This window comes from Mycobacterium sp. E3198 (genome assembly GCF_001667015.1).
In the GTDB taxonomy this organism is placed as follows: Bacteria; Actinomycetota; Actinomycetes; order Mycobacteriales; family Mycobacteriaceae; genus Mycobacterium.
Map to the genome: position 1 here is coordinate 31923 of NZ_LZIS01000268.1, position 12945 is coordinate 44867.

Annotated in this window: 14 protein-coding genes; 6 read left to right on the top strand and 8 right to left on the bottom strand. The window is 69.2% G+C overall.

Annotation, left to right across the window (positions count from 1 at the left end):
* Nucleotides 1–2343 (top strand): ABC transporter permease, encoded by a 2343-nt coding sequence (locus A5673_RS27630; protein ID WP_068240124.1) that lies wholly within the window; start codon nt 1–3, stop codon nt 2341–2343.
* Here A5673_RS27630 and idi read toward each other — a convergent pair.
* Together idi and A5673_RS27640 are read right to left on the bottom strand one after the other, a co-directional pair.
* Nucleotides 2278–2880 carry an isopentenyl-diphosphate Delta-isomerase gene (gene idi, locus A5673_RS27635; protein ID WP_197518486.1) on the bottom strand — a complete coding sequence of 201 codons (603 nt, stop codon included), beginning with the start codon at nt 2878–2880 and terminating at the stop codon, nt 2278–2280. The two genes, A5673_RS27630 and idi, sit on opposite strands and share 66 nt — an antisense overlap.
* A 26-nt stretch (nt 2881–2906) precedes the next feature.
* Nucleotides 2907–3833, bottom strand: a complete 927-nt coding sequence (locus A5673_RS27640) for a heme o synthase (RefSeq protein ID WP_068240307.1) — start codon at nt 3831–3833, stop codon at nt 2907–2909.
* A gap of 100 nt (nt 3834–3933) precedes the next feature.
* On the opposite strand from A5673_RS27640, the gene A5673_RS27645 reads away from it, so the two are divergent.
* Together A5673_RS27645 and A5673_RS27650 are read left to right on the top strand one after the other, a co-directional pair.
* On the top strand, nt 3934–4227 hold the full coding sequence (locus A5673_RS27645; protein WP_068240126.1) for a hypothetical protein: 294 nt from the start codon (nt 3934–3936) through the stop codon (nt 4225–4227).
* Nucleotides 4228–4280: 53 nt separating this feature from the next.
* Nucleotides 4281–5108, top strand: coding sequence for an enoyl-CoA hydratase/isomerase family protein (locus A5673_RS27650; RefSeq protein WP_068240128.1), 828 nt, complete (start codon nt 4281–4283; stop codon nt 5106–5108).
* Here A5673_RS27650 and A5673_RS27655 read toward each other — a convergent pair.
* The 4 genes from A5673_RS27655 to A5673_RS28850 form a co-directional block, all read right to left on the bottom strand.
* A complete protein-coding gene (locus tag A5673_RS27655; RefSeq protein WP_068240130.1) occupies nt 5103–5891 on the bottom strand; it encodes an MBL fold metallo-hydrolase in 789 nt (262 codons plus the stop codon). The two genes, A5673_RS27650 and A5673_RS27655, sit on opposite strands and share 6 nt — an antisense overlap.
* On the bottom strand, nt 5884–7401 hold the full coding sequence (locus tag A5673_RS27660) for a long-chain-fatty-acid--CoA ligase (protein ID WP_068240132.1): 1518 nt from the start codon (nt 7399–7401) through the stop codon (nt 5884–5886). The genes A5673_RS27655 and A5673_RS27660 overlap by 8 nt, the downstream gene beginning before the upstream one ends.
* Before the next feature lie 146 nt (nt 7402–7547).
* On the bottom strand, nt 7548–7793 hold the full coding sequence (locus A5673_RS27665) for a hypothetical protein (RefSeq protein WP_068240136.1): 246 nt from the start codon (nt 7791–7793) through the stop codon (nt 7548–7550).
* A complete protein-coding gene (locus A5673_RS28850; protein WP_082958999.1) occupies nt 7790–8488 on the bottom strand; it encodes a DUF2510 domain-containing protein in 699 nt (232 codons plus the stop codon). The genes A5673_RS27665 and A5673_RS28850 overlap by 4 nt, the downstream gene beginning before the upstream one ends.
* Before the next feature lie 264 nt (nt 8489–8752).
* Here A5673_RS28850 and A5673_RS27680 point away from each other — a divergent pair, with 264 nt between their 5' ends.
* From A5673_RS27680 to A5673_RS27690, 3 genes are read left to right on the top strand one after another with little or no spacing between them, the layout of a single operon-like run.
* Entirely contained in the window at nt 8753–9550 is a 798-nt protein-coding gene (locus tag A5673_RS27680) for an SDR family NAD(P)-dependent oxidoreductase (protein ID WP_197518487.1), read from the top strand.
* 17 nt (nt 9551–9567) lie between these two features.
* Nucleotides 9568–10485 carry a catalase family peroxidase gene (locus A5673_RS27685; protein ID WP_068240149.1) on the top strand — a complete coding sequence of 306 codons (918 nt, stop codon included), beginning with the start codon at nt 9568–9570 and terminating at the stop codon, nt 10483–10485.
* Between the two features lie 36 nt (nt 10486–10521).
* The gene (locus tag A5673_RS27690) at nt 10522–11292 is read left to right on the top strand and encodes a sulfite exporter TauE/SafE family protein (RefSeq protein ID WP_068240150.1); all 771 of its coding nucleotides are present in this window, start codon (nt 10522–10524) and stop codon (nt 11290–11292) included.
* Here A5673_RS27690 and A5673_RS27695 read toward each other — a convergent pair.
* Nucleotides 11279–12382, bottom strand: coding sequence for a glutamate--cysteine ligase (locus A5673_RS27695; protein ID WP_068240151.1), 1104 nt, complete (start codon nt 12380–12382; stop codon nt 11279–11281). The two genes, A5673_RS27690 and A5673_RS27695, sit on opposite strands and share 14 nt — an antisense overlap.
* A gap of 1 nt (nt 12383) precedes the next feature.
* Nucleotides 12384–12827 carry an anti-sigma factor antagonist gene (locus A5673_RS27700; RefSeq protein WP_068240156.1) on the bottom strand — a complete coding sequence of 148 codons (444 nt, stop codon included), beginning with the start codon at nt 12825–12827 and terminating at the stop codon, nt 12384–12386.
* Nucleotides 12828–12945 lie beyond the last annotated feature (118 nt).

Consider the following 12945-nt stretch of genomic DNA (forward strand, 5'->3'; position numbering starts at 1 on the left):
ATGAAAGCGGCCCTGCACAACAAGACCCGGCGCGACTTGCGGCGGCGGCTGCCGCAGGTCGCGGCGATCGGCGCCACGGTGATGCTCGGGGTGTTGCTCTTCGTCACGAGCTACGACTCCTTTCGCAATGTGCAGGCCTCCTACGACCGGACCTACGCCAGAACGCATTTCGCCGACCTGACTGTGACGGGCGGCGACGCGGCAACGATCGCCGCCGCGGTCCGTAACGCCACGGGTGTCGACCGGATCACCACCCGCACCCAGGCGGATCGGCCCTTCGCGATCGGCGGCACCAAACTCGTCGGCCGCGTGGTCGGAATTCCGACGGCGGACGGTCACGGCATCAACGAGGTCGATGTCATCGCCGGGCGACTACCCGATCCCGCAAGCCTTGGCCAGGTGGCGCTCGAGCGGCATACCGCCGACACCTTCGGCCTCACCACGGGCGACCGCGTGCGGGTATTCGACGATCGCGGATGGCGCGAGCTGATCGTCTCGGGCGTCGTGCAGTCTCCGGAATACCTCTGGCCCGCGCGGAACCGCCAAGACGTCCTCGGTGACCCCCATGCGTTCGCGGTCGTGTTCGCCCCCGAATTGCTCGCCCGGATGCTGTCGGCGCGCACGGCACCCAATCAGGTGCTCGTGCAGATGACAAGCGGTGCCACTCAATCCGATCATGACCGGGTGGCCCGCCTGCTGCGCGCCGCCGGCGCCACGGACATCGAGAACCGCGCCGACCAACCGTCCAACGCCGCGCTTCGGCAGAACTTCAACGGTTTCCGCGGGATGGCGATCGGGTTTCCCGCCATGTTCCTCGGCGCGGCGGCGATTGCCGAGTACCTGCTGCTCACCCGCATCATCCAGACCGAACGACCGGTCATCGGCACCCTCCTCGCCCTCGGAGCCCGCCGACGCGCAGTGGTGTGGCACTACGCGTGGTACGGCGGGATCGTCGCGACCGTCGCCGCGCTGGCGGGCGTCCTGGTCGGGGGAGTGGCGACCTCCCTTTACACCAGGGCCTACGCGTCTCTGCTGAGGCTGCCGGACGCGGTCGTCGAACACCGAATCCCCACCGCGGTCATCGGTTTCGCGCTCGGGTTGATCACGGGCGTGGTCGCCGGGTTGATACCCGCCGTCGGCGCCGCCCGGACCGCGCCCGCGGAGGCGATGCGCGGCGACGGGACTCACGCGATCCGGACGGGCTCGTTTACCAGGGTATCCGCACGATGGACGCGGATACCCGTGGTGTTTCGAATGGCGTTACGTTCCCTGACCCGCTCCCGGCGCCGCACGGCCGCCACCATGATCGGGGGTGTGCTCGCGCTGGTGCTGATACTCGCCTCCGCCGTGATGCTGACCAGCGTGCGTGCGATGGTCGACGTCGAGTTCGGCCAGGTGCAGCGCCAGGACGCCACGGTGTTGGTCGCCCCTGGAGCGAACATCGAAGATCAGTTGCATTCCCTTGCCGGTGTCGCCGTTGTCGAGCCTGCCACCATCGCGCGGGTTACCGTGGTGGTCAATGGGAACACATACCCGACATCGCTGACCGGGTTGCAGCCGACGACGGTGATGCACGGATTCCGCACCCCGAGTGGCTCGTTTCGGGCGCTCCCGGCCGACGGCGTTCTCACCGGCGCGGCCCTCGCCAATCGCCTTGGCGTCCGTGTCGGTGACGATCTGACCGTCGTGCCGACCGCGGGCCCCGCCCGGACGGTCCGGCTCGCCGGGCTCGTGGACGAACCGTTGGGCACCGCCCTGTACGCCACCGACGACACCGCTCGAATCCTCACCAATGCCGAACCCGGCGGGTACCTCCTGCGCTTCGGCAACGCCGCGGACCGCGACCGAATCCGCGCCGGCGTCACCGGCCTGCCCGGCGTGGTCGCATACACCGATAACCACGCGGTCGAGACCCAGCTCCGCACCTACCTCGTCATTTTCTGGGCTTTTGCCGGCGCCGCCTTGGTGTTGGGTGCGCTGCTTGCATTCACGGTCATCTACGTCACGATGACCGTGAACCTCGCTGAACGGACAACCGAACTGGCCACACTGCGCGCGACCGGTGCACGGATCCGCCGGCTCACCGCGGCCGTGGTCATTGAAAACGTCGCTGCCACAGTGCTTGCCGTCCCGATCGGCCTGGCGGCCGGTGTCGGAGCGGGGTGGCTGTTCCTGCGCTCGTTCAACAACGACCTGTTCAGCCTCCACCTGTCCGTCGGCGCCACGGTGCTGCTCCTCGCGTCCGCCGCGGTGACGGCGGCCGCCGCCGCGTCCCAGCTACCGGCGGCCAGACTGATCAAACGCATCGATGTGGCAAGGGTTGTCCGGGAGCGCTCGCAGTAAATTCGCGCCGAGAGCCCAGGAATGGGCACGCATGACGCGCTTCCATTCGAGCTTGAACCACGGTGTGAATCTCTCAGGGGCGCAGATCATTTCCGCATGGAGAGCTTGCGGCGCCACGTAGCGCCAGTCCGCGATCTCCTTATCGTTCGCGCGCGGTCGCTCGGCGCTCCACCCGGCGTAGACCCAGCAGAGCTCGTGCTCGGCGCCACCCGCGTCGTATTGCGTCTGGTACTCGAACTTGAAGAGGAAACCCAATTCCGCCGTCATCCCCAGTTCCTCGTGCAGGCGACGGGTGATGGCAATGTCCATCCGCTCGCCCGGGCGGGGATGCGAGCAGCAGGTGTTAGACCAGTAGCCCGGCCACAGGCGTTTGCCCGGCGCGCGGCGCTGCACCAGCAGTTCGCCGTCGGGATTGAAGACGAACAGCGAGAACGCGCGGTGCAGCATCCCGCAGCCGGTGTGCGCGGCTTCCTTTGCAAGATGGCCGATTTCGCGGTCATTGCGGTCCACCAAGATCAGCCGCTCGTTGTCGCTCAAAGCCGCGCCTCCATCTCGTCGACGGGTCAGTGGCCCAGGAGCGTCGGTAGCCCCAGCGCCGAATCCACCGCGAGCGCCAAGAACACCGCGGACAAGTAGTTGTTGGATCGCCGGAACAACCGAAGGGGTTGAACGGGTTCGCCGTTGTGCGCCCGGGCGTAAAGCCGGTGCGCGGTCGCAAGCAGCCACACCGCGGCGAGCAACGCGACGGCGCCGTACAGCCAGCCGGTGGCCAACGCGAGCGCGACGGTCGCCGACACCGTCAAAACGGTGTATCCGAAGATCCGGGTGGCGACGTGGCGTTCGCTCGCGACGGCCGGCAGCATCGGCAACCCCGCGGCGCGGCAATCGTCGGTGCGGCGCATGGCCAACGCCCAGCTGTGCGGCGGCGTCCAGAAGAAGATGATCGCGAACATCGCCAGGGCCGGCCAGCCGATGCCGGCGGTGACAGCCGACCAGCCGATCAGCACCGGCATCCCGTTGGCGATGCCGCCCCACACTACGTTCTGCGAGGTGCGTCGCTTGATCAACAGCGTGTAGATCAGCACGTAGAACGCGATGGTCGCCGCCGCCAGCAGGGCGGCTAACGGGCTGGTGGTCACCCATAACCAGGCGAACGCCGCGACGCTCAACCCCAACCCGAATACCAGCGCATGATCGGTCGAGATCGCGCCTCGCGCCAGCGGGCGGTTTGCGGTGCGTCTCATCAGCTTGTCGATGTCGGCGTCCGCGACGCAATTGAGCGTGTTGGCGCCGGCGGTCATGAGTATTGCGCCCGCAAGAGCGTTGACTATCGACACCGGGGCCACGACGCCGCGCTCGGCGAGCAACACTGCGGGAACCGCGCCGATGACAAGGTGGATGGATCGCGGTTTGGTCAGGGCGAGGTAGTCGAACAGCGCGGTACGGACTTGACCACGCCTGGAAAGAACTCCCCGGTCGGTAATGCTCACGTTGGCATCCCCCAATGCTCCCCGACATTGGGAACACGAATGGCGGACAAATAGCGTTCAATGGGCGGCGAGGAGACCAAGACAAAAAGGACGGTGGACGATGGCAGCCAACCAAGAGGGGATCGGCGTGCTCAAACTCGAATGCCCGCAGCGCCACCCCGTGGGCAGGATCCTCAAGGAGGCCCCACACCAGGCGGTCCAATACGACCCCGGCGCCCAGGTCGGCACCCGCCGGTTCTGGCCGGACGAAGCCGACCAGCCGCAGTTCACGATTCACTGCCGCTTCTGCGACAAATCGGTGGGCGAGGCGACGGCCGCGCTGCAGAACCGGCTAGCCGGCCTCGTCGACGACACCGCGCAGACCATCGGAACCGCCACGCTGCAATACGCATAGCGGGCGTTACAGTCTGGGGGCGAGATGTTACGCCGACGACAGGAGCCAGCCCCGTGGCGACGCAGGACAGCAGCCCCCGCCCTCCCGAAGGCGATTGGCTGGGCACCCCGTATCTGAGATTCGAGCGCCAGGGCCCGATCGCGGTGTGCACCATCGATCGCCCGGAAGCCAAGAACGCCTTCACGCCGGCGATGTACTTCGGAATCCGTTGCGCCGTAGGGCGTGTCAACGAGGATCCGGACCTGGCCGGGCTGCTGATCACCGGGACGGGTGACATCTTCGCGCCCGGCGGCGACATGGGCGGCGGGGGAGGCACCGACGACTGGATGACCTTCGGCTCGGGCCTGGGCATGGACGTCACGCCGTTCGACACCGTCCGGACCTCGGCCAAGCCCGTCGTCTCCGCGGTCAACGGGCTGTGCCAGGGCGGCGGCATGCAGATCGCGCTGTGCAGCGACCTGTCCGTGGTCAGCGAGCGGGCAACATTCCGCGTGCCGGAGCTGTTCCGCGGCTACGCCGACACCTACTACAGTCAAATGCTGGCCCGCCTCGTCGGGCCGGTCCGCACCCGCGACCTGATGTTCACCGGACGGGTGCTCACCGCGGTCGAAGCCCTGGACTGGGGCCTGGTCACCCGGGTGGTGCCGCACGAGACCCTGCTCACCGTGGCCAAAGACCTGCTCGCGCAGGCCAGCCGCACCGCGCCGCGCGCCCGCGGCGTGATCAAGTCCAGCATCGACAACTACCTCGGCCTGTACGACCGCATCGGCATGACCGCCAGCCTCAGCGACGCCGAGGCCCGGGAGGGCTTCCGCGCGTTCAAGGAGCGCCGCTCACCCGACTGGGTGCATCCGGAGCTGCGCGCCGAGGGACGGCTATAGGTCGACCCACTCGCCGTGGGCGGCGACCCGCAACACGTCGCCGATCCCGGCGGCATCGAACGCCGCGGCGAATCTGTCGGCGCCCTCGCTGAAATGCGCCCAGCCGTCGACGTGGGCCGGGATCACCACCCTGGCGCCCAGCACCTCGGCCGCGGCGGCCGCGCGCGCCGAGGTCAGCGTCAACGGCCGGCCCCGTTCCTTGGCCGGCACGGTCGCCGCGCCCGCGAACAGGACGGCGACGTCGATCGCGCCGACCCGACCGGCGACGTCCTTGACCGCGCTCAGCGAGGCGTTGTCGCCGCTGAGGTACACGGTGGGCAGGCCGGGCCCGGACAGCACGAACCCGGTCACCTCGCAGTTGACGTGGCCGCCGGTGTCACGCTGCCCGTCGGCCGGGCCGTGGACGGCCGGAACGGCTTGCGCCGCAAGGGGTCCCGATCCGCCCGGCAGGTCATACGACTGCCACGGCGCCACCCCCACCGCCGGCGGCCCCAACCGGCCCGCGGCGCCGGGATGGGTGAGCACCAGGGGCGCGGCCAGCGCCATCCGGCGGCCGTCGTCGTCGAGGTTGTCGGGGTGCTGGTCGTGGCTGATCAACACGGCGTCCACCGCCCCGAGCGCGTCGGCGGCCACCGCGGGCCCGGTGAGCTTGGTCAGGTAGCCGTGCTCACCGGGCGGGTCGAACGTCGGGTCCATCACCAGCCGGCGGCCCGCGATGTCGACGACGGTCGTCGGGCCGCCCAGCACGGTGATCGCGCAATCGCGCCGCCGAGCGTCAAACATTGCGCGCCCTTCCTTGCCAAAACGGCTCCCGCAGCGCGGTTTTGAGGATCTTACCGCTCGGGTTGCGGGGGAGCGACTCCACGAAGTCCACCGTCCGCGGGCATTTGTAGCCGGCCAGGTGCCGGCGACAAAACGCGATGACGTCGTTCGCGTCGACCTCGGCGCTGGGGACGACGATCGCCTTGACCGACTCGCCCCAGTAGTCGTCGGGGACACCGATGATCGCGGCGTCGGCGACGGCGGGGTGCTCGATCAGCACGCTCTCCACCTCCGGCCCGTACACGTTCTCGCCGCCGGTGATGATCATGTCCTTGAGGCGATCCTCGATGTAGACGTAGCCGTCGGCGTCCAGGCGCCCGATGTCGCCGGTGCGCACCCAGTCGTCGGCGGTGATCGTCTCGGCGGTCGCCTCGGGCCGGTTGAGGTAGCCGGTCATGTTCTGGTTGCTGCGCACCCAGATCTCGCCCGGCTCCCCGGCCGGCAGCACGTCACCCGTCTCGGGGTGCACGACCTGAATCTCGCAGCCCAGCACGGCTTTTCCGGCGGCCAGCTGCAGGTGCGGCCGGTCGGGGTCGCGGTGGTTGTCGTCGCCCAGCGCGGTGACCGCCCCGCACAGTTCGGTCTGCCCGTACACCTGCACGAAGTTCGTCTCGGGCCAGGTCTCGAGCGCCCGGTGCAGCAACGGCAGCGGCATGGGTGCGGCCCCGTACACGATGTAGCGCAGCCCCGCGATCGCCGCGCTGGCCGTCTCGCCGGCCTGAAGGAACCGCGCGATCACGGGCGGCACGAAGAACGCGTGCGTCGCACCGGCCCGCACCGCACCGATCAGGGACGCGGCGTCGGGCTCGCGAGTCATGATCGTCGGTGCCCCCGCCCGGATGCCGAACAGCGCGTAGCCGATTCCGCCCACGTGGAACAGGGGCATGCACACCAGGTTTGCGTCGCCGTCGTCGAACGGGAACGCCGGTGCGAGGTTGGCCGCGTGGTTGGCCAGCGCGCGCTGGCTCAGCAGCACACCCTTGGGCCGCCCGGTGGTGCCGGAGCTGTAGATGATCAGGGCGTTCTCGTCCTCGTCGACCTCCTCGGGCGCAACGGGAGTCGCTGCGGCGATGAGGGATTCGTACTCGTCATCGACCACGACGATCCGTTCCACGGAGGCGGCCGCCTCGGTGGCGGGGCGCAGTTCGGCGCCGACGAACAGCAGGCGCGGGCGGCTGTCGTCGAGCACGTGGGCGAGTTCGTCGCCGGACAGGCGCCAGTTGACGACGGTGGTCACCGCGCCGATCGACGTTGCGGCGAAGAGGATTTCCAGGCAGGCCGGGTGGTTCTTGTCCAGGAATGCCACGCAGTCGCCCCGCCGGATGCCGGCGTCCCGCAGCGCCCCGGCCGCCCGCCGAATCCGCGCCGCCCACTCGGCCCACGACCACTGCCGATCGCCGAAGCGCATCGCGATGTCGTCGGGTCGCCGCCGGGCGTGCCGCTCGACGAACCCGGCGAGCGTGTCGGTCATGGCATCGGTGTCAGTCTGTTCCACACACCGAGTGTGCCCTGAGGGCTTCGTGTGTGCAGAGGGGGTGCAGATTCGCCGACTTTTCCGCCACACGCTTACTGCAGCGCCGTGGGCGCGCAAGGGATTCGGTGTGCCGGGCTACGGCATCATTCGCTGACCTCGCCGACCTCGCCGACCTCGGTTTCCTCCACCCCGTCCGATTTCCGTCGGGCGCGCCTCACCGTCAGCCAGGCCCAGAGCAGTCCCACACCCAGCACCGTGGCTTTCAGGAACACGAATAGAGCCGCGTTTCCGTCCGAAAGGCCGTAGACGAAGACCGCCATGATCACCGAGGCGACGGTGGCGGCCAGCACGACGGCGAGCGGCCAATTTACCGCAAACTTGCGCTTCATGAGCCCGGCCTGTTGGGAACCGTGCCACCATTGGGGCCCTTCTTCGATGGCGGCACCACCGTATTCGGCCTTGGTTCGCGCGACTTGGCGTTCTGGTCGAGCCCGTCCATGCAGCCGGCGATGTAGTCGTTCTTGTTAAGCCCGCCTTCGGGTCGGGTGAGTGGGTTGTTGTCGGAGTTGTACGCCTGCTCGCACGCCTCCTGGTGCGAGACCGGCGCCATGTTCCGCGCTTCGGTGAGGCTGAAGTATCCGAAGGCGGCCATCTCGGCGTCGCCATGGGTGCCGCTGTCCAGGCCCATCTTGTAGGACGAGGAAGACTTGTCCACTGGATGGCCTCCGCCGCCCGAGCCGCCCAGGACAGTAACCCAGAAGGTTATGACGGCGGCGACAGCAACGACCGCGGCCGCTGCGGCAAAGATCACCTTCCGCTCCCGAGGCTGCCGAGACCAAAATTGCCGGCCGTCGTCCCGCGCCTTATTCACATAGGGCCGCGCCTGCTCCCAGGGGCTCGGACCCCCGACCGCCGGAGAAGGCGGGGGCGCCTGCGATGGGGGCGGCGGTGCCACGGGCGCGGCTTCGGGTTGCGTCGTCGCCGCGTCCTTTCGCTGACGGTGCGGCGTCCAGTTCTGACCGTCCCAATAGCGTTGTGCGGTCGGGTTTTCGGGGTCGTCGTACCAGCCGGCGGGTGTCGTCATGTCTTTGCCTTTCTACGACGAAAACGGGGTCAGGACAGGAATGCTCCGGCGACCGGCTTGGAAGATTCTTGGCAGCTGCACCACGGCGGCGCTCGACGCCGGTGCGATTTTCACGAGGACATACCTGGCCTCCTTGGCTTGGGCCACGGCGGGTGCCAACTCGAAGTGTCCCAGCTTTGTGATGAGTAGCATAGGAGTTTCACCGGTGGCTTGAACTTACTAATCCGATATCAATGCCGAGCCCGATCGGACTCGTGTGCCACCATGACTGCCATGGTGAACGCCGATCGTGCCCGGTCCCGGACCTTCGTCGTGACGGGCGCGGCGTCGGGCATCGGCCTGGCCACCGCGAAGCGCCTGCTGGCCGAGGGCGGCACTGTCATCGGCGCCGACGTGGCCGCGCCGCCCGATCTGGGCACCGACTTCCACTTTGTGACCGCAGACGTCACCGACGAGGCGGCCATCGCGGCGGTGCTGGCCGCCGTGCCCGACCGCCTCGACGGCCTCTTCCACGCGGCGGGGGTAGCGGGCGGCGGGCCCGTCCACCTGCTCGACCGCACCGAGTGGGACCGGGTGATCGGGATCAACCTCACCGGCACCTTTCTGGTGGCCAAGGCGGCGCTGGCCAGGATGATCGAGCAACCCCGCGTCGAGGGCGAACGCGGTTCGATCGTCACCGTCGCCAGCATCGAGGGCCTGGAGGGCACGGCCGGCGGCAGCTCCTACAACGCGGCCAAGGGCGGCGTCGTGCTGCTGACCAAGAACATCGCGCTCGACTACGGGCCCAGCGGCATCCGCGCCAACTCCATCTGCCCCGGTTTCATCGAAACCCCGATGGCCCGCAACGTTTTCGGCCTACCGGGGATGGAGGGACCGCTGGCGTCCATCACCGAAGAGCATGCTTTGCAACGGCTGGGCCGGCCCGAGGAGGTGGCGGCGATGGCGGCGTTTTTGCTGTCGACCGACGCCTCGTTCGTCAGTGGGCAGGCCATCGCCGTCGACGGCGGCTACACCGCGGGTCGCGATCACGGTGTCGTCAAACTCTTCGGCTTCCCCGAGTAGCGCCTTAAGATTCGCGCATGGTCACTCCCGACGACGCGATCGACGCGATCCGGGGCACCGGCGGCGCGCAGCCGGGCAGTCGCGCGCTGCACGCCAAAGGCGCGCTGTACCGCGGGACGTTCACCGCCACCCCCGAGGCGTCCGGGCTGTCGCGCGCCAAGCACCTCGATGGGTCGACCGTCCCGGCGCTGATCCGCTTCTCCAACGGATCGGGCAACCCGAAGCAGCGCGACGGCCTGCCCGGGGTGCGGGGCATGGCGGTGAAGTTCACGCTGCCTGACGGGTCCACCACCGACGTGTCGGCGCAGACCGCCCGGCTGTTCGTCTCCAGCACCCCGGACGGCTTTGTCGACCTGCTCAAAGCGATGCGGCCCGGCCCGACGACGCCGCTGCGCATGGCCAAGTACTTCCTGACCCACCCGCGGCTGCTCGGCGCGCTGCCCGTCCTGCGCGAGGCCAACAAGGTCCCGGCCAGCTACGCCACCATCGAGTACCACGGCCTGCACGCCTTCCGCTGGATCGCCGCGGACGGCAACGCCAGATTCGTTCGCTACCACTGGGTTCCCGCCGCGGCCGGCGACGCGGTCCAGGGAAACGGCCCGGACTTCCTCAGCGACGAGCTGAACGCCCGACTCGCCGGCGGCCCGGTGCGGTTCGATCTACGCGTGCAGATTGCCGGGCCCGACGACTCGACGGTCGACCCGTCCGCGCCGTGGCGCAGCACGCAGACCGTCACCGCCGGCACCCTGGAGATCACCGGCCGCGACACCGAGCGCGAGCGCGGCGGCGACATCGTCGTGTTCGACCCGATGCGCGTGACCGACGGCATCGACCCCTCCGACGATCCGGTGCTGCGCTTCCGCAGCCTCGCGTATTCGGCGTCGGTCAAGCTGCGCACGGGCGTGGACCGCGGCCGCGAGGCGCCCCCGATCTGACGGCGATTAAGCTCTTCGGAAGTGCTGCTCTCCCATATGGTTTTGATCGCCCTGGCCGGGTTCGGCGCCGGCGCCATCAACGCGCTCGTCGGATCGGGCACCCTCATCACGTTTCCGACGCTGGTCGCTTTGGGCTACCCGCCGGTCACGGCCACCATGTCGAACGCGGTCGGCTTGGTGGCGGGCAGCGTGTCGGGCACCTGGGGGTACCGCGCCGAGCTGGCCGGGCAGTGGAACCGGCTGCGGTGGCAGATCCCCGCGTCGCTGGCCGGCGCGGTGCTGGGCGCCTTCCTGCTCCTGCACCTGCCCGCGACGGTCTTCACCGCGATCGTGCCGGTGCTGCTGGTGCTCGCGCTGGTGCTGGTGGTGGTCGGGCCGAAGCTGCAGTCGTGGGCCGCCCAGCGCGCCGAGGTGGCGGGACGGTCGCCCGAGCACATCACCCCGGCGCGGATGGCCGTGCTGGTGTTCGGGACGTTCGCGGTCGGCGTCTACGGCGGCTACTTCACAGCCGCGCAGGGGATCCTGATGGTCGGCATGATGGGCGCGCTGCTGCCCGAGTCGGTGCAGCGGATGAACGCGGCCAAGAACCTCCTGACGCTGCTGGTGAATGTCGTTGCGGCGGTGAGCTACTCGCTGGTGGCGTTTCACCGGATCAGTTGGCCGGTGGCCGGGCTCATCGCGGCGGGCTCGCTGATCGGTGGGCTGGTCGGGGCGCGCTACGGTCGCCGGCTCTCGCCGACCGCGTTGCGCTCCACCATCGTGGTGGTCGGGCTGATCGGGCTCTACCGCCTGCTCAGCGTGGCCTGACGGTGACCTCGGCGACGACGTCCAGCACATCGTGGCGCCGCCGCCACGCATGCCGCTGCCGCATCGCCCCGTTGCCCCGCGCGACGATGCGATCGAGTTCCGTTGCCGCGCGGTCGTATTCGCCCAGGGCGTCCAATGCCGGGCGTACCCGCTGCACCAACGCGCCCAGCTGCTCACGGGCCGGCACCGCCCCGCGGCCGTGGAAAAGATCGACAGTGTGGCCCGCGAGCCCGTCGTGGGCGGCCTTCCAATACGCCGCCCGCAGCGCGCCCGGTGGCAGGCGGCCCACCACGTCGCCCTCGTCGCGGGCGTCGAGCGCCGTCATCACCGCGGCCCGGATCAGCGTGGCCAGCAGCACGGTCTCGTCGACCGTCGCCGGCACGTCGGCAACCCGGACCTCGACCGTCGGGAAGTCCGCCGACGGGCGCACGTCCCAATAGATCATGTCCCGGTCCAGGATCACCCCGGTTTCGACCAGCATGGCCACCGCGCGGTCGTAGTCGTCGGGCGACGGAAAGAACGGCGGCGGCCCGGCGGCCGGCCAGCGCCGCCACAGGACACTGCGCCAGCTCGCGTGGCCGCTGTCGGCGTTGCGGTACACCGGCGAATTCGCCGACAGCGCAAGCAAAGACGGCAGCCACGGCCGCAGCCAATTGCTGACGTGGATGGCGGCCGCGCGGTCGGGCACCTGCACGTGAACGTGGCATCCGCAGATGCCCTGCTCGTGGGCGATCATCCCGAATTCGGCACCGATCCGCCGGTAGCGCGGGGTGTCGGTGACCGGAAAATCGTGCGGCGTGGTGGGCGGCAGCCCCGAGGCCAGCAGCCGGACACCCGCGGCCTCGGCGGCTTGCGCGGCGCCGCGCCGCAGCCGGGTGAGATCGTCGGCGAGGTCCGCGCTGCTCGCCGCGACGCTCGAGGTGGTCTCCACCTGGCAGCTGCTCAGTTCCAGCTGCAGCTCGACGCCCCGCCGCTTCGCCTCTTCGGCCACGTCGGCGTTGCGGGCGGCCGGTTCGCCCGTCCGCGGGTCGACGAGGAGGAACTCCTCCTCCGCCCCGAAGGTGGGCCCGGAGTTACGGGATTCGCTCAGCTCACCAGCGGGCGGCCGACCCGAGCGCGGCGTCCGCGGTCGGGTAGATGGGTAGTACGGCGTTGAGGCCGCACGCGTCGACGATTCGCGTGACGATCGGCTCGTGGCTCACCAGGCGAAGTTCGATGCCGCGGTCTCGACACCGGTGTGCCTCGTCGGCCAGCACCGCGAAGGCACAGCAGGCCATGAAATCGAGCCCCGTGACGTCGACCACGAACGGGCCGGGCGGAATGACGACGCTCGCCGCCTCGCTGACCAGCCGGCGCCAGGTGTGTTCGTTGCAGGCGTCGACCTCGCCGCCGGCGTTGATGAGGACCGCCGCACCGTTGCGGTCGGTGGTCGCGCGCAGCGTGCTGTGTGGATCGCCCAGCTCGTAAACCAGCCGCGTGCTGAGCGTAAGAGGTGGTGGGCTGGACATCGGTTCGGCAACAATAACCGGGCTCATGGTGGACTCCCTAATCGACCGACGCCTTGCGTCGGGATGGTGCCCGTCCTGCTGACTTAAGACGAATTCTTCGCGACGTGCGAATCTCATTTGTATAACGAGACAGGGCGGTCTGTCT